15 protein-coding genes are annotated in these 16,706 nt (G+C 67.5%); 7 read left to right on the plus strand and 8 right to left on the minus strand.

The annotated features are described in order from the left end of the window. The first annotated feature begins 190 nt into the window (after positions 1-190). Together SD37_RS36835 and SD37_RS36840 are read left to right on the plus strand one after the other, a co-directional pair. A complete protein-coding gene (locus SD37_RS36835) occupies positions 191-1,405 on the plus strand; it encodes a cytochrome P450 (RefSeq protein ID WP_044854487.1) in 1,215 nt (404 codons plus the stop codon). A gap of 8 nt (positions 1,406-1,413) precedes the next feature. Continuing rightward, the gene (locus tag SD37_RS36840; protein ID WP_044854486.1) at positions 1,414-1,608 is read left to right on the plus strand and encodes a ferredoxin; all 195 of its coding nucleotides are present in this window, start codon (positions 1,414-1,416) and stop codon (positions 1,606-1,608) included. Positions 1,609-1,666: 58 nt separating this feature from the next. Here the strand turns inward: SD37_RS36840 and SD37_RS36845 are convergent, their stop codons facing one another. From SD37_RS36845 to SD37_RS36860, 4 genes are read right to left on the minus strand one after another with little or no spacing between them, the layout of a single operon-like run. Next, complete coding sequence (locus SD37_RS36845) at positions 1,667-2,482, minus strand: carbohydrate ABC transporter permease (RefSeq protein WP_044854485.1); 816 nt, start codon at positions 2,480-2,482, stop codon at positions 1,667-1,669. After that, on the minus strand, positions 2,479-3,414 hold the full coding sequence (locus SD37_RS36850) for a carbohydrate ABC transporter permease (RefSeq protein WP_044854484.1): 936 nt from the start codon (positions 3,412-3,414) through the stop codon (positions 2,479-2,481). The genes SD37_RS36845 and SD37_RS36850 overlap by 4 nt, the downstream gene beginning before the upstream one ends. Beyond that, positions 3,414-4,754, minus strand: coding sequence for an ABC transporter substrate-binding protein (locus SD37_RS36855; protein ID WP_044854483.1), 1,341 nt, complete (start codon positions 4,752-4,754; stop codon positions 3,414-3,416). The genes SD37_RS36850 and SD37_RS36855 overlap by 1 nt, the downstream gene beginning before the upstream one ends. Further along, positions 4,747-5,751 carry a zinc-dependent alcohol dehydrogenase family protein gene (locus SD37_RS36860; protein WP_037315817.1) on the minus strand — a complete coding sequence of 335 codons (1,005 nt, stop codon included), beginning with the start codon at positions 5,749-5,751 and terminating at the stop codon, positions 4,747-4,749. The genes SD37_RS36855 and SD37_RS36860 overlap by 8 nt, the downstream gene beginning before the upstream one ends. Before the next feature lie 127 nt (positions 5,752-5,878). Between SD37_RS36860 and SD37_RS36865 the strand changes: the two genes are divergently transcribed. After that, positions 5,879-6,859, plus strand: coding sequence for a sugar-binding transcriptional regulator (locus SD37_RS36865; RefSeq protein ID WP_044854482.1), 981 nt, complete (start codon positions 5,879-5,881; stop codon positions 6,857-6,859). Positions 6,860-6,886: 27 nt separating this feature from the next. Here SD37_RS36865 and SD37_RS36870 read toward each other — a convergent pair whose 3' ends face one another. Then, entirely contained in the window at positions 6,887-7,252 is a 366-nt protein-coding gene (locus SD37_RS36870) for a winged helix-turn-helix transcriptional regulator (RefSeq protein WP_044854481.1), read from the minus strand. Positions 7,253-7,327: 75 nt separating this feature from the next. On the opposite strand from SD37_RS36870, the gene SD37_RS36875 reads away from it, so the two are divergent. Together SD37_RS36875 and SD37_RS36880 are read left to right on the plus strand one after the other, a co-directional pair. After that, entirely contained in the window at positions 7,328-7,924 is a 597-nt protein-coding gene (locus tag SD37_RS36875) for an NADPH-dependent F420 reductase (protein WP_044854480.1), read from the plus strand. A gap of 54 nt (positions 7,925-7,978) precedes the next feature. Beyond that, positions 7,979-8,644, plus strand: a complete 666-nt coding sequence (locus tag SD37_RS36880) for a hypothetical protein (RefSeq protein ID WP_044854479.1) — start codon at positions 7,979-7,981, stop codon at positions 8,642-8,644. 5 nt (positions 8,645-8,649) lie between these two features. Here SD37_RS36880 and SD37_RS36885 read toward each other — a convergent pair whose 3' ends face one another. Further along, positions 8,650-11,154 carry a DEAD/DEAH box helicase gene (locus SD37_RS36885; protein ID WP_044854478.1) on the minus strand — a complete coding sequence of 835 codons (2,505 nt, stop codon included), beginning with the start codon at positions 11,152-11,154 and terminating at the stop codon, positions 8,650-8,652. Positions 11,155-11,307: 153 nt separating this feature from the next. Here SD37_RS36885 and SD37_RS36890 point away from each other — a divergent pair, with 153 nt between their 5' ends. Continuing rightward, positions 11,308-12,549: a hypothetical protein gene (locus SD37_RS36890; protein ID WP_037315797.1), complete on the plus strand. Its 1,242-nt coding sequence runs from the start codon at positions 11,308-11,310 to the stop codon at positions 12,547-12,549. 60 nt (positions 12,550-12,609) lie between these two features. Here SD37_RS36890 and SD37_RS36895 read toward each other — a convergent pair whose 3' ends face one another. Together SD37_RS36895 and SD37_RS36900 are read right to left on the minus strand one after the other, a co-directional pair. After that, positions 12,610-13,812: an MFS transporter gene (locus tag SD37_RS36895; protein WP_044854753.1), complete on the minus strand. Its 1,203-nt coding sequence runs from the start codon at positions 13,810-13,812 to the stop codon at positions 12,610-12,612. A gap of 56 nt (positions 13,813-13,868) precedes the next feature. Then, positions 13,869-14,978 carry an adenosine deaminase gene (locus tag SD37_RS36900; protein ID WP_037315794.1) on the minus strand — a complete coding sequence of 370 codons (1,110 nt, stop codon included), beginning with the start codon at positions 14,976-14,978 and terminating at the stop codon, positions 13,869-13,871. A 210-nt stretch (positions 14,979-15,188) separates the two neighbouring features. Here SD37_RS36900 and SD37_RS36905 point away from each other — a divergent pair, with 210 nt between their 5' ends. Then, complete coding sequence (locus tag SD37_RS36905) at positions 15,189-16,277, plus strand: hypothetical protein (protein ID WP_037315791.1); 1,089 nt, start codon at positions 15,189-15,191, stop codon at positions 16,275-16,277. Positions 16,278-16,706 lie beyond the last annotated feature (429 nt).

Below are 16,706 nucleotides of genomic sequence, written 5' to 3' on the forward strand. Positions count from 1 at the left end.
GCGCCGTGATTCTCGCACGGACGAACGGGCACTTCACGCTTCACGCGGAACCACCCCTTCGCGAGTGGACGACCTGTCTCCACTTGAGTACCTTGGTGAGATAAGCGGAATAAAACCATCCGCATACGTTCTATGGGGCCCCTGTCCGATTTCACCCGTACTCACCCGACACCCGGGGAAGGACGACCCGATGACCGACGTCGAGGAAACCACCGCCACTCTGCCGTTGGAGCGAAAGTGCCCGTTTTCGCCGCCTCCGGAGTACCAGAAGCTTCGCGAGGAAAGTCCGATTTCGCGTGTCAGCCTGCCTTCCGGGCAAACAGCGTGGGCGCTGACCAGGCTCGAAGACATCCGAGAAATGCTGAGCAGCCCGCATTTCAGTTCGGACCGGCGGAATCCGTCGTTCCCGCTGATGGTGCCGCGGCCGATCCGCCAGGACGACAACAAGTTCCGGCCGTCCCTCATCGCGATGGACCCCCCGGAGCACGGCAGGGCCAGGCGTGAGGTCGTCGGAGAATTCACGGTCAAGCGCATGAAGGCGCTGGAGCCGCGGATCCAGCAGATCGTCGACGAGCACATCGACGCCCTGCTCGCCGGCCCGAAGCCCGCCGACCTCGTCAAAGCGCTTTCGCTGCCGGTTCCGTCGCTGGTGATCTGCGAACTGCTCGGCGTTCCCTATGCGGACCACGAGTTCTTCCAGTCCTGCAGCTCCAAGATGCTCAATCGGGACACCAGTCCCGAAGAACGGCAGGCGGGGTTCGAACAACTCGAGAACTATCTCGACGAACTCGTCACCAAGAAAGAAGCGAACCCCACCGAGGACGACCTCCTCGGCCGCCAGATCCTGAAGCAGCGGGAATCCGGCGAAGCCGATCACGAGGAACTCGTCGGCTTGGCGTTCCTGCTGCTCGTCGCCGGACATGAGACGACGGCGAACATGATCTCGCTCGGCACGGTGACCCTGCTGGAGAACCCCGATCAGCTGGCGAAGATCAAGGCCGACCCGGACAAGACTCTTCCCGCCATCGAAGAACTCCTGCGGGTCCACACCATCGCGGAGGTAGCCACCTCGCGCTTCGCCACGGCGGACGTCGAGATCGGCGGCACGCTCATCCGCGCGGGTGACGGCGTCATCGGCCTGAGCAACGCGGGCAACCACGACCCGGAGGGCTTCGAGAACCCCGACGCCTTCGACATCGAACGCGGCGCGCGGCACCACGTGGCGTTCGGCTTCGGGGCACACCAGTGTCTCGGCCAGAATCTCGCGCGGCTGGAACTCCAGATCGTGTTCGATACGTTGTTCCGGCGTATCCCGGGCATCCGGGTCGCCGTTCCGGTCGACGAACTGCCGTTCAAGCACGACTCGTCGATCTACGGCCTCCACGCGCTTCCGGTCACCTGGTAGGAGGAGCCATGAAGATCATCGCGGACACCGGCCGGTGTGTGGGCGCGGGCCAGTGCGTGCTCACCGACCCCGAGCTCTTCGATCAGAGCGAGGACGACGGGACGGTCATCGTGCTGGTCGCGGAACCCGAGGGGGACAAGGCGGAGGAGAACGCGCGCACGGCCGTGCACATCTGCCCGAGCCAGGCGCTTTCCCTCGCGTAACCGATCGGGCTCGTGAGTGGTAATGAGGGTTCTAACCCTCATTACCACTCACGACCCACTACTTGACCGCGCCCATGGACAGGCCGCGGACGAGATGGTTCTGCGCGATCCAGCCGACGATCATCACCGGCAGCGACGCCAGCAGCGCGGCCGCGGACAGCTGCGCCCAGTACAGGCCCTCACTGGTGATGAACCCGACCAGGAACACCGGCACCGTCCCGGCCCGCGCGGCGGTGAGGTTGACCGAGTAGAAGAACTCGGTCCACGAGAAGATCACGCAGATCAGCGCGGTCGCGGCCACCCCCGGCGCGACGACCGGCATGATGATCTTCCGCAGCAGCACCGGCAGGGTCGCGCCGTCGATCCGGGCGGCTTCGATCATCTCGTGCGGCACCTCCAGGAAGAACGACCGCATCATCCAGATGGCCAGCGGCAGGTTCATCGAGGTGTACAGGATGATCAGCGCCCAGACGTTGTCCAGCAGCCGGGTGTTCTGCGAGATCACGTACAGCGGGATGATCGCCGCCACGATCGGCAGCATCTTCGTCGAGAGGAAGAAGCCGAGCGCGTTGCTCGTCCCCTTCACCGGCGCCAGCGAAAGCGCGTACGCCGCCGGGATGCCCAGCAGCAGCACGAAAACCGTCGACACGATGGTGACGAACGCGGAGTTCGACAGGTACGGCAGGAAGCCGCGTTCGAGGACGCCGGCGAACTGGTCGAGGGTCGGCGAGAAGACCAGACGCGGCGGATCGGTGTAGGCGTCGGCCTCCTGTTTGAAGGCCGTGAGGATCATCCACAGCAGCGGGAACACGAACAGGATCGCGATCACCCAGGTCGCGACCGTCAGCGCGCCCGGGCCGAAGCGGCTTTTCATTTCGCGCCTCCCTGGACCGAGAACGTGCGGAACATCAGGCGCAGCGCGAAGGTCGCGACGATCATCGTCAGGATCACCACGATGACGCCCATCGCCGACGACTGCCCGATGTCGAAACCCTGGAACGCCCGCTGATAGATGTAGAAGGGCAGGTTGGTGCTGGCCGTACCCGGCCCTCCCTGTGTCATCAGGAAGATCGCGTCGAAACTGTTCACGATGTAGATCGCGCCCAGCAGCGTCGCCAGCTGCAGGAACCGGCTCAGATGCGGCAACGTGATCGAGGTGAACGTCCGCCAGCGGCCCGCCCCGTCGACGGCCGCGGCCTCCAGCACGTCCTTGGGCTGGCTCTGCAGTCCGGCCAGGATCAGCAGCATCATGAACGGCGTCCACTGCCAGACGACCTGGGCCATCACGGCGGCCAGCGGGAATTCCGAAAGCCAGTCGACGTCCGTGCCGAAGACGAAGTGCAGCAACCCGTAGGTCGGGTCGAACATCGTCGTCTTCCACAGCAGCGCGCCCGCCGCGGGCAGGATCAGGAACGGCGTGATCAGCAGCGTCCGGACCACTCCGCGGCCGAGGAACTTGCGGTCCAGCAGGATCGCCAGCCCCAGGCCGAGCAGCAGCGAGACGAAGACGCAGACGACCGTGAGCACGACGGTGTTCAGCAACGCGCCGAGGAACGTCGAGTCGGCGAAGACGTCGATGTAGTTCCGCAGCCCGACGAAATGCCGCGAACCCGGCCGGACCAGGTTCCACGACTGGAACGAGTAGAACACCGTCAGCAGGAACGGCAACTGGGTCACGGCGACGACGAACAGCAACGCTGGCAACAACGGCAGCCGTCGTTTGAACGGCGTATCGGTACCGCGTTTCGGCGGCGCCTTCCTGGCGTGGGCGGGTTCGGGGCGGGCAGGAGCGGAGATCGTGGACATCACTGCGCCTCCTGATAGGACTTGCCGACGGTCTGCGCGTACTCCTGCGACTGCTTCAGTGCTTCGTCCACGGTGATCTGACCCGCGATCGCCGCCGAAAGCTGCTGGCTCACCCGGGTGCCGAGATCCTGGAACTCGGGGATGCCGACGAACTGGATGCCGGGGTAGGGCACCGGATTCGCCATCGCCTTCCGCTGGTCTGCGTCCGCGATCCCGTCCAGCGTCGGCTGCGCGTACGCCTTGGCGGCTTCGCGGTACTGGGGGATGTCGTAGGTCGACTTCCGCACGCCCGGCGGGACGCGGTTCCAGTCGCCGAACTCCTGGGCGACCCGCCGCACGTACGCCTTGTCGGTCATCCAGGCCATGAACTTGAAGGCGGCGTCCTTGTCTTTGGCGACCTTGGGGATCGCCAGCGCCCAGGTGTAGAGCCACCCGCTCGACTGCGTCTTCTCCACCGGGGCCGGGGCGTAACCGGACTTCCCGACGACCTTGCTGGCCGACGGGTCCTCGTTCGTACCCGCCATGACCGTGGCGTCGTACCACATGGCTGCCTGGCCTTGGGTGTACCGCGTGCCGCATTCGGAGAAGCCCGCGCTCGACGCGCCGACCTCGCCGTGGTTCCGCACGAGGTTCACGTAGAACTCGGCGGCCGCTTTGAACTCGGGGCTGGTCAGCTTCGCGTTCCAGTCCTTGTCGAACCACTGCGCGCCGAAGGTGTTGGCGACCGTGGTGAACGGGGCGAGGCTCTCGCCCCAGCCGGGCTTCCCGCGCAGACAGATCCCGGCGACGCCTTTGGCCTTGTCGTCGAGTTTCGCGGCGAACTCCGCGATCTGCGACCACGTCGGCCTGGCGGGCATGGTGAGTCCGGCCTGCTCGAAGAGATCCTTGCGGTAGGCCAGGAACGACGACTCGCCGTAGAACGGCAAAGCGTAGAGCGATCCGTTGTGCGACAAGGATTCCTTGATACTCGGGATGAAGTCACCGGCATCGTAGGAGGGGTTCGCCGCGAGATGCGGATCGAGGTTTTCGAGCCAGCCGTTCGCGGCCCACTGCGGCGCCTCGTAGTTGCTGATCATGACGACGTCGAACTCGCCGCCTTCGGTGGCCGTCGACGCGGTGATCTTCGCGCGTGCCTGGTTTTCGGGCAGCGAAACGAATTTAAGCGTGACGCCCGGGTTGGCCTTCTCGAACTCGCCCGAGAGTGCGATGGCATCCTTCATCTGCGGGTTCGCGACGATCGCGACGACGAGCGTCCGGTCGCCGGTCCCGAGCGCGCCCGCACCGGCGCATCCGGTCAGCGTCAGCAGGAGAACCGCGAGCAGAGCGGCGGTTTTACGCACTTTCGCCTCCCGGTAACACCTGGACCTTCAGTCCGGCGCCGCTGCGCATGAGGGCGAGCGCGTCGGGGTACCGCTCCAGCGGCAGAGTGTCAGTGAGCAGGGCGCCGGTGTCGATGGCGCCGTCGGCGACCAGGTCGAGCGCGGCACCGAAGCTGTTCATGACGGCCATCGAGCCGACGACGGTGATCTCGTCGTTGTAGATCCGGAAGGGCGAAAGCGCGACGCGGGCTTCGGCGGGCGCGACCCCGAAGACCAGCAGACGGCCTCCGCGCTGGAGCGAGTCGAAAGCGGCTTCGATGGCGGGTGCGGCGCCGGTGCAGTCCGCGGCGGCGTCGAACTTCTCGTCGTCCAGGTCCTTCACGTCACCCGCGACCGCGACCGCGCCGAGGTCCATGGCCCGGCCGAGGCGGGCGGTGTTGCGATCGACCACCGTGACGTGGGCGCCCGCGCGCTGCAGCAGCTGCTGCATGACCAGACCCATCGTGCCCGCGCCCACGACGAGGAACCGCTCCCCCGCCTCGACGCCGATCCGGCGTACGCCATGGACGGCGCAAGAGACCGGTTCGACGAGCGCGCCCTGTTCCCAGGTCATCGTGTCCGGCATCCGGTAGCAGTTGGCGGACGGAACGGCGACGTACTCGGCGAAAGCGCCGTTCACGGTGTCGCCGGTCGCGTTCCAGTTCTCGCAGAGGTTGCCGCGGCCGGTCCGGCAGGGCTTGCAGTAGCCGCAGAACAAGGACGGGTCGACGGCGACGCGATCGCCGATCTTCCAGCCGCCCGGCACGTCCGCGCCGAGTTCGACGATCTCGCCGGCGAACTCGTGGCCGGGGACGATCGGATAGGGCGTCGGCGGGAAATGCCCGTCGGCGATGTGGAGGTCGGTGCCGCAGATCCCGCAGGCACCCACCTTGACGACGACCTGGCGATCGCCCGGTTTCGGGTCGGGTACCTCGCCGACCCTGATCTCCCCGGGCTTGTCCACGATCGCGGCACGCATGCCAGCTCCTCTTCTCCGCTCAAATGAGCGGGACGGGCCTATGCTTCGGACTGCATGTTCAGGCATGGTGAACTTTTCGCTGTTGTTACGTCAACCTTTCGGGTTGATTTCGCGTTATAGTGCTCATATGAGCGCGAATAAACAGGGTCCCGGCCTGGTGGAGTCGTTACGCCTGGCCGCGGTGGCCCGGCGCTTCTACGAGCAGGGCGCCTCGAAACTCGAGATCGCCGACGAATTCGGCATCAGCCGGTTCAAGGTCGCCCGGATGCTCGACACAGCCAGGGAAAGCGGCATCGTCAAGGTCGAGTTCCACCTTCCCGCGCCGGTGGATCTGGCGCTGTCCGAAGAGGTCCGGACCGCGTACCGGCTGGACAGGGTCCTCGTGCTCGAACGAGCGGCTGAGCCGGAATCGCGGGAAGTGGCCCGGCGAAAGATCGGCACGCTCGCGGCCCGGCTGCTGACCGAGATCATCACTCCCGGCGACGTCCTCGGCCTGGCCTGGGCACGGTCCGTGAACGCGATGACCGACGCCATCCGGTCGTTGCCGAAATGCCCGGTCGTGCAGCTGTGCGGAGTGCAGGCGGGGATGGACATGCGGGACCGGTCGGTGGAGACCGTCAGCCGAGTCGCGTCCGTCTCCGGTGGACAGGCGTACCCGATCTTCGGTCCGCTCGTCCTCCCGGACCGTCGCACCACCGAGACGCTGCGCAGGCAGCCCGGTATCGCGGAGACGTTCGGGCAGTTCAAGAACCTGACCAAGGCGGTGGTCAGCATCGGCGCGTGGAAACCCGAGGAATCGACGGTCTACGACGCGCTCGACGAACCGGAGCGGATCGCGATCGCGAAACGCGGTGCCAAGGCGGAGGTCTCCGCGCGCCTGTTCGACGCCGACGGGACACCGATGTCGACGGGACTCGCCCACCACGTGCTGGCCATCAGCGCCGAGGACCTGCTGGCGGTCCCCGAGGTGATCGCGCTGGGCTACACGGCACCGAAGGCCGAAGCGATCGACGCCGTCCTCCGCTCCGGCATGGTCTCGACCCTGATCACCGACGCCGCCGCGGCCATCCCGCTCCTCGAACTGGCCGAGGCCCGCCCGCTTTCCTGACTCGGCTCGTGAGTGGTAATGACGGTTCTAACCCTCATTGCCACTCACGAGACCCACCACACGGTCCTGGGCAGCCATCACCTCGTCACCGTGCCGGAACGCCCACTCGCCGAAGGCTTCGATAGGCCCCAGGAGGCTGGTCCCGAGGTCCGTCAGCGAGTACTCGACCTTCGCCGTCCGTCCACAGTCACGCCTGCTGACCAGGCCGTTGAACTCCAGGCGGCGGACCGTCTCCGTGAGCACCTTCGTCGAGATCCCGCCGAGCCGTCGCCGCAACTCGGCCGGCCGCAGCGCGCCGTCCCGCAAGGCCCAGAGCACGACGGGATTCCACGTGTTCGCCATCAGGTCGAACGCCAGCCGGGCCCGGCAGTCGGCGAGGAAGACGTCGTTCATGGGACCTCCGGTAACCACTTGGTATCCACGCCGCTTTCTACGGTCGGGTGGTAACTCGATCTTAAGGAGCGGCACATGCGTATCGGCGTTTTCGGGGCGGGCGGGATGGCGGAGGCGCTCGGCGGCCAGTGGACGGCGGCCGGGCACGAGGTGATGGTCGCCGCCCGCGACCGGGCCAAGGCGGCCAAGATCTCCGCACGAGTGGGAACGTGGGCGGAAACCGCTCGTGCCAGCGACGTGATCCTGCTCGCCGTCCCCGCCGCCTCGGTGGCGGAAGTCGTCGCGGCGGCGGGGGATCTCGCCGGGAAGACCCTGGTCGACTGCACCAACGCGGTCGCCCCGGGCGCCGTGCTCACGGTGCCGGACCAGGCCGCCCGGATCGCGCTCGCGGCGAAGGGCGCCCACGTGGTCAAGGCGTTCAACCTGTGCCCGGTGGAAGTCTGGCGGATGACTCCCCCGGTGTTCGGCGGCCGCCCGCTGGCCGTGCCGCTCTGCGGTTCGCCGGAAGGGGTCGCCACGGTGAGCGAACTCGTCCGCGACCTCGGCTGCACACCGCTGGCGGCCGGCGGACTGGACCGGGCGGGACTCATGGAGGCGACCATGGCGTTCATGGTCGGGCTGTGGTTCGACGGCCACGACGCCCAGGCCTGCTTCCCGCCCCTTCCGGTCTGATTTCAGGGTCGTCCCCGATGCGCCCGGCCGGGTGGCCGGGCGAACCTGTCCGGCGTGAAAAAGAAAACGTCACAACGCTGGCGGCAGGCGACGGTGTGGCTGCACGTCATCACCTCGGTGGGCTGGATGGGGCAGGCGCTGGCCCTGTTCGCCCTCCTGATGGTCAGCCGCACCGCCGCCGACGGCGCGACGCGGATCGCCGCGACGTCGATGGCGCACGAGATCGACACCCTTCTGCTGGCCCCGCTCGCCAACGCGTCGGCCTTCACCGGGTTCATGCTCGCGGCGTCGACCGCCTGGGGTTTCTACCGGCACTGGTGGGTACTGGCCAAGTTCGTGATCACGCTCGTCCAGCTCTACGCCGGGATCTTCCTGCTTTCGGGTGCCCTTCAGGATTCCGTCGTGGCGGCGCGGGCGGGCGACCCCGACCCCGTACCGCTGGCCCAGGTCACCGGCACCGCGCTGATGGCGAGCGCGATCGCGTTCCAGGCCTGGCTCTCGGTCGCGAAACCGTGGGGCAAGGTCCGCACCGGCGCGAAGCTGCCGACGGCGCCGACGTGGGTGTTCGTCAGCGCCGTCGCGGCGCCCCTCGCCGACATCACGATGGGCCTGATCCTGGGGTTCCCGCTACCCGCGCTCTCGCTGATCGCGCTGATCGTGCGGCTGACGGGGCGGCGCCGGGAGTCCCGTCGCCGGACCGCGCCGGTGCCCGCCACCTGAACGCGTCAGAGCCGGTCCACCGCGGTGACCCGGATGACCGCCGACCCGGCTTCGTCCGACGCCGCCAGGTCGACCTCGGCGCTGATGCCCCAGTCGTGGTCGCCCGCCGGATCGTCGAAGATCTGCCGCACCCGCCAGATCTCCGTCTCCTTCTCGATGATCAACAGCTGCGGCCCGCGCGCGTCCGGACCGATGCCGAGGGTTTCGTGCTCGTCGAAGTAGTCCTCGATGGCGTCTTCCCACGCGTCCGCGTCCCAGCCCGACGCGGCGTCCAGTTCGCCGAGCGTGTGATAGGAACGCCGCGACGCCAGCTCGACCCGGCGGAACAGCTCGTTCCGCACGAGGACCCGGAAGGCCCGCTCGTTCCGGGTGACCCCTGGCGGCTCGGACGGCGGCCTTGCCGAAACCGGACCTTCCTCTTCGGGATGCCGCAAGGCTTCCCACTCGTCGAGGAGACTGGAGTCGACCTGGCGCACCAGTTCGCCCAGCCATTCGATGAGATCCTGCAACGCCTCGGTCTTGGCCTCGTCGGGGACCGTGTGCCGGAGTGAGTCGTAGGTGTCGGTGAGATACCGCAGCACCAGCCCTTCCGAGCGGGCGAGCTGGTAGAACCCGATGTACTCCACGAAGTTCATCGCGCGCTCGTACATGTCGCGCACCACGGACTTCGGCTTCAGCTCGTAGTCGTCGACCCACGGATGACCTTGCCGGTAGCGGGAATACGCCGCCTCCAGCAAGTCCTCCAGCGGCTTCGGATACGTGACGTTTTCGAGCAGTTCCATCCGCTCGTCGTATTCGATGCCCTCGGCCTTCATCGCCTGCACGGCCTCGCCGCGCGCCTTGAACTGCTGCTGCGAGAGGACCGGCCTCGGGTTGTCCACTGTGGATTCCACAATGGACACGACATCGAGCGGATACGACGGCGATTCGACGTCGAGGAGTTCGATCGCGGCCAGCGCGAACGGGGAGAGCGGCTGGTTCAGCGCGAAGTCGAACTGCAGGTCGACGGTGAGCCGCACGATCCGGCCCTGCTCGTCGGGTTCGTCGAGCCGTTCCACCACACCGGCCGCGAGCAGCGCGCGGTAGATCGCGATCGCGCGCAGGATCAGCTTCCGCTGGGTCGCGCGGTCGGAATGGTTGTCCTCCAGCAGATGCCGCATCGAGTCGAACGCGTTGCCCGGCCGGGAGACGACGTTCAGCAGCATCGAGTGGCTGACGTGGAAACTCGACGTGAGCGGTTCCGGCTCGGCGGCGATCAGCCGGTCGAAGGTGCTCTCCGTCCAGTTGACGAACCCTTCGGGCGCCTTCTTGCGGACGATCTTCTTTTTCTTCTTGGGATCGTCGCCCGCCCTCTCCAGCGCCTTGGCGTTCTCGACGACGTGGTCCGGCGCCTGCACGACGACGTAGCCGTCGGTGTCGTAGCCCGCCCGCCCCGCGCGTCCGGCGATCTGGTGGAACTCACGCGCCTTCAGATGCCGTTGCCGCACGCCGTCGTACTTCGTCAGCGCGGAGAAGACCACAGTGCGGATCGGTACGTTGATGCCGACGCCCAGGGTGTCGGTACCGCAGATCACCTTCAGCAGCCCGGCTTGCGCGAGCTGCTCGACCAGGCGCCGGTACTTCGGCAGCATGCCGGCGTGGTGTACGCCGATACCGTGCCGGACCAGCCGCGAGAGGGTCTTCCCGAACCCGGCCGCGAAGCGGAAGTCGCCGAGCATCTCGGCGATGGCCTCCTTCTCCGCCTTGGTGGTGACGTTGATGCTCATCAGCGTCTGCGCGCGCTCGATCGCCGCGGCCTGCGAGAAGTGCACGACGTAGACCGGCGACTGGCCACCGTGGAGCAGCTCGGACATCGTCTCGTGCAACGGCGTGAGCGCGTAGCGGAAGGTGAGCGGCACCGGCCGCTGCGCCGAGGTGACCACCGCGGTCGGGCGGCCGGTCCGGCGGGTGAGATCTTTTTCGAAGAACGAGACGTCGCCGAGCGTCGCCGACATCAGCACGAACTGCGCCTTCGGCAGTTCCAGCAGCGGCACCTGCCAGGCCCAGCCGCGGTCCGGCTCCGAGTAGAAGTGGAACTCGTCGGCCACGACCTGGCCGACCGGCGCGTCGGCACCGAACCGCAACGCCATGTTCGCCAGGATTTCCGCGGTGCAGCAGATGATCGGCGCGTCGGCGTTCACACTCGAATCGCCGGTCATCATGCCGACGTTCTCCGCGCCGAAGATCTCGATGAGCTGGAAGAACTTCTCCGAGACCAGCGCCTTGATCGGCGCCGTGTAGTAGCTGCGGCGGCCGTGCGCGAGCGCGGTGAAGTGCGCCCCGACGGCGACCAGGCTCTTCCCCGACCCCGTCGGGGTCGACAGGATCAGGTTCGCCCCGGAGACCACTTCGATGATGGCCTCCTCCTGCGCGGGGTACAGCTCGAGCCCGCGCTCGGCCGTCCAGGTGGAGAAGGCTTCGAACAGCGAGTCGGGATCGGGATCCGCAGGCAGGAGGTCTGTAAGAGTCATCAGAGGACCTATCGTGCCATCCGTTGGTCGCTTCTTGCCGAGGGGTGATCGCGCCCTTCGCCGGAAACCCGTAGGCTTCGCGGTACCGCGCACCTATCGGGCAAGCATCGCCCGGTCGCGCGCACACAGGCGGTAATCCGAGAGGGCTAAGGAATGGCACAGGACATCATCCCGATCGAACTCGGCCTGCCACAGGGTGACGTCGTCACTCTCTGGGCGCCGCGCTGGCGGGAGGACGGCGAGGAGTGGGAAGCCTTCCTCGGCGACGAGGAGGACCTGTACGCCTTCCCGGACGCCGCGCACCTCGCCGCGTTCGTTCGGACCTCGGAGCAGCACGACCTGCTCGACCACCCCGCGTGGGACGTCGTGCCCGCGCTGAACGTGCCCGAGCTGATCCCGGACGACGACCACACCTACGACCTGGTCGGCGTCCCGGAGCTGGTGGCCGAGAAGCCGGACCAGTGGACGCTCGGCGAGCTGGCCGAGATCATCGGCATCGTGCGTTCGCTCGCGGACGTGTGTGAACTCGACGAAGTCCACGAGGTCCTCGACGCGCACGAGAGCTTCTCGCTCCTGGATCAGGGCACGCTGCCCTTCTCCGGCCGCGACGGTGAGCGCCTGTGGGCGGATCTGTCCGAGGCCGTCTCCGAGAAGTGGGACATCGTGCTCGACGCGATCGACGGTCTGGTGACCGCTCCGGACGTCGACGAGAAGGTGCTGGAGCAGACGGCGGAGGAACTCGCGACCTTCCTCGCGGAATCCGCCGAAGCCGAAGCCGCCGCCGATGTCGACGAGGATCTCGAAGACGTCGACGAGGACGAGGAAGACGACGAGCCCGTCGGTTTCTGGGGCGAGGTCGGCATCGACCCGATCAAGATCATCACCTCCGGCGCCGAGTACTACACGCTGCGCTGCTACCTCGACGACAAGCCGATCTTCCTCGGCAGCGAGGGCGAGATCGACGTCTTCACCTCCGAGAAGGCGCTCATCCGCGCCATCGCGGACGGCAAGGAACTGGCGGACAACGACCTCGCCCAAGTGTCCACTTGGGACGAGGTGACCACGAAGGCCACCGCGGGCGAACTCGAGATCGAGGTCGACACCGAGAACACGTACGTGCTGACGGGGATCGCCGACGACATCGCCGAGGGCCCCGAGGCGATCGACCCGACCCAGCTCGAGCTGGCCGTCGAGCTGATCACCGACGCCGCCGAGTGGGCCGAGGACGACAGCGTCGAAACCGCGCTGGCCGCCAACGAGAGCCTCGGCTGGCTGGTGTCGTTCGTGCTGCGGCCGGACCCCTCGCGCCTCGAGCCGAGTGCTCCGTTCGACGCCGAGCAGTCCGAGTGGCGCAAGCTCGTCGAGACCTTCGAGAACCGCCTCACGGTCGTCTAGGCCACCTACGGGATGTTATGAACGGGACTTTCATTGCAAATTTTGCAATGAAAGTCCCGTTCATAACACTTGAGGGTTCTCCTGCTTGACGGGCACGAGGGCGATCGCGAGGGCCGGGAAGACCGCCGCCACGCAGAAGGCCAGCGCGTACCGCGAATCGCCGATCACGAGCCCCAGCATCGGCGGGGTCAGTGCGGCGGCGATGTTCTGGCCGGTGTTCTGCGTGCCCATCGCCCGCCCGGCCCACGCGAGCCCGGCCATCTCCGCCGAGGCGGTGAAGCCGAGCCCGTTGTCGGACACGGTGATCACCGCGGCCAGCACGAGCGCGAGCAGCACCAGCCACGGCCAGGTCGCGTCCCCGAGCGCGACCAGGAGCATCACCGCGGCGCTCGCGACGGCCAGCTGCCGCATCGGCCGCAGCCTGCTGCCGACGCGGTCGGACCAGTGGCCGGAAACGAGCCTGCCCACCGCGCCGAGGATCTGCACGCCGCCGACGAACAAGCCCGCCGACGCCGCCGTCCAGTGGTGCATGGTCACCAGGTACACCGGCGTGAACGCGGAAACCGTGAACTGCGGGACCACCAGCAGCGCGCTCGCGCCGTGGACCCGCCACAACGCCGGCTTGCGGTACGGCGACGGCGGCTTCCCGCCCGTCACGGGTCCGGTCTCCGGACGCGGCGGGTCGATCAGGAGCCAGGCGACGAGCAGCGCGACGACGATCGCGGCCAGCGCGGGCAGCATCAGCGAGACCTGGAAGCCCCAGCGATCCGCGAGCGGCGGGAGACCGAAGGCGGCGACACCCACGCCGAGCGGCTGGGCCGTCTGGCGGACACCCATCGCGAAGCCGCGTTCGGCCGGGCCGAACCAGCCGAGGACGGCCCGGCCGCTCGCGGCGTTCACTGACGCGGTGCAGGCACCGGCGAGCAGGAATACCCCAAAGAGCACCCCGAGCGAGTGATCACCGAGGGCCGCGTACACGAGGAGTAACCCCGAGGCACCCAGCCCTGTGGCCATCACCAAACGCTCTCCGTAACGGTCGGCCGCCGCACCCCACAAGATCAACGTGAACAACAGGCCAAGACTCGGTGCCGCCACCACCGTTCCCGCCTCCGCCAGCGTGAGCCCCTCCGCACGCTGCATGGACGGCACCAGGAACGGGATCCCATAGAGGAACGAACAGCTCGCGGTCTGCGCGGCGAGGCCGAGCGCGAGGATGAGCCAGCGTCGTTTTCCGCCGATCCCCACGTCCACGACCTGCGCCATCATCGCCACCGTTTCACTATATGGGATAGTCCTCCTATATAGTGAAATATAGTTGGCTATGCTAACGAACGCAAGGCGGCGTACCCGGGCTTGATGACCGTGTTGATGATGTCGAGCCGGTGGTCGAAATCGAGGAACGCGGATTTCATCGCATTGATGGTGAACCACTCGAGATCGGCCAGGCCGAAGCCGAACGCCTCGGCCAGCGCGGCGAATTCGCTGGTCATCGAGCAGCCGCTCATCAGCCGGTTGTCGGTGTTGACCGTGACCCGGAAGCGCAGCCGGGTGAGCAGGCCGATGGGATGCTCGCCGATCGAGCGCGCCGCTCCCGTCTGGACATTGGACGTGGGGCAGATCTCCAGCGGGATCCGGCGGTCACGGACGTAGGCGGCCAACCGTCCCAAATGGACCGTGCCGTCACTGTCGGTCTTGATGTCCTCGACGATGCGCACACCGTGCCCGAGGCGCTCGGCGCCGCAATGCTGAATCGCCTCCCAAATGGACGGCAGCCCGAACGCCTCCCCGGCATGAATGGTGAAATGCGCATTATTCGTGCGGAGAAACTCGAATGCGTCGAGATTTCTGGTAGGCGGAAATCCGTCTTCCGGTCCGGCGATGTCGAACCCGACGACGCCGGCGTCGCGGTAGCGGACGGCGAGACCGGCGATCTCGAGGGCGCGGGCGTGCTGGCGCATCGCGCAGAGCAACGTCCCGATCCGGATCCGGCCGCCTCCGGCGGCCACTCTCCGTTCACCTTCCTCGAAACCGGCCTGAACGGCCTCGACCACCGCATCGAGTGAAAGGCCCCGTTCGACGAAGAGCTCGGGCGCGTAGCGCACCTCCGCGTAGACGACCCCGTCGGCGGCGAGGTCTTCCACCGCTTCGGCGGCCACCCTGACCAGCGCTTCCTCGGTCTGCATCACGCCGCAGGTATGCGCGAACGTCTCAAGGTACGAGACGAGGGAGCCGGAATCGGCGGCGTCGCGGAACCATCGGCCGAGTTCGACGGGGTCGGTGGTCGGCAAGCCCGGGTACCCCGTCCGGTCGGCCAGTTCGGCGACCGTGGCCGGCCGCAGGCCGCCGTCCAGGTGGTCGTGCAGGAGGACCTTCGGAGCACGGCTCAGTACCGCCTCCGGGATGCGGGAACTGCTGCTTTCAGAGGACATACGTAACGGTAACCAGCCTGTCATTCCCCTACATGGCGGTAACCCTCGCGGTCCACTTAACCCTCAGCTTTGTCGATCACGGGCTGAATCGGCCATCAGGGGCAGAGCTCGGCATTGTCCGATACCCGGGGGCCATACGCACAGCAATTTCGCAATGGATAAGCTTCATGTCACGTCCCTCCCATTTCCCCGCCCCCGAAGGACACCGCAGTGACCACTGACAACAACATTGCAGCCCCGTCCTTCGACCGGATGCGCAACATGCTGGTGCGCGCGGCCGAAGTGCGGGAGAGCGAACAGCAGCAGATCTTCGACGCCCTCGACGACATCTACGCCCGCCTGGCCCCGGTCGACTCGCTCGGCGCGGTCCGCAAGCGGCTCTCGGAGATGCCCGACCGCACCGAGGTGAGCGTGCTCGCCGAGCGGCTCGACGAGACCATGTCGCGGCTCGAAGCGCAGGACAACGCGCTCGCCGCGCTGACCCGCGCCGTCGAGAGCATCGTCGACAAGCTCGCCAAGCCCTTCGCACAGCTCGACGGCCGCCTCGACGGCATGGCCGCGAAGTTCGAAGGTGTCGCGGGCCGGATGGACGGGCTCGAGGACAAGCTCCAGAACATCCACCGCCGTCTCGACGAGCTCGGCGCGCACCTCGACAAGCAGGACGTGAAGACCGACTCGCTGCCGCAGTCGGTGATCGGCCCGGTGCGCGAGCGCGTCGAGCAGGCCGAGTCGGTGCTGCGCGACCGCGTCGACACCGTCGACCGCGAGCTGCGCACCCGCGTCGAGAACCTCGACAAGGCCACCAAGGAAAGCCTCGCCGCGAACGCCGACGCGCTGAAGACCGCGCTGACCGAGACCGGCGAAATGATCGACGCCTCGGAGCGGCTCGACGGCCTCGGCGACCGGCTCGAGAAGGTCACCTCGCGGCTCGACGATCTGGCGGAGCGGCTCGACAAGGTCGAGGACGGCTTCACCGGACGGCTCGGCGACCTCGACGGGTCGATCCGCAGCGGTCTGTCGAAGGTCGAGAGCACGCTGTCGAAGCAGCCGGACACCGACTCGGTCGACACGCTGGTGCGCAAGAGCAACGACGAGTCCGTCCGCCGCATCGGCGGCCAGCTGGACGAGGCCATGGCGACCTTCGCGGAGCTGATGCTCGGCGGCGGCCCGGCCCTGCAGCAGATCTCCCCGCCGCCGCCCGCGCCGCGCCAGCCGCGTCGCAGCTCCCGCAACGGCCGGGCGCCCAAGGCGGCCGACGCCAAGGCGAAGGCCGACGGCGGCGACGAAACCTCCGACTGACACCTTCTCCTCCGCGTTTAGTTCTCTGGATGCGCCACTTGCCCGCGCAAGGACCGCATCCAGAGGACTAAATGCGCGAGTCGCGGCCGGGCGCGTCGCCTTTAGCGGGCTAACCGCGCTCCCGCGCCCCCCTTTTAGCGCGTGAAGGCCCCCTTCCCTCGGCTGAGCCGAGGGAAGGGGGCCTTCACGCTGTCCGGGCCCTTCGCGGACCCCGTCACCTGCCCCGGAGCGACTTTCGCGGGCTAACCGCGCTCCGGCCCTCGCGTTTAGTCCTCTGGATGCGGTAGTGCGTAGTGCGAACTACCGCATCCAGAGGACGAAACGCGGAAGGCGCGAGGCACCCACGTGAGCGGAGCGCGGAGCGGGACGCGGGAGCGGAGCGCGTCGCGTTTAGCCCGCTAAACGCGACCAGGTGGGAGCGGAGCGAGC

It is taken from the genome of Amycolatopsis orientalis (genome assembly GCF_000943515.2).
Lineage (GTDB): Bacteria > Actinomycetota > Actinomycetes > Mycobacteriales > Pseudonocardiaceae > Amycolatopsis > Amycolatopsis orientalis.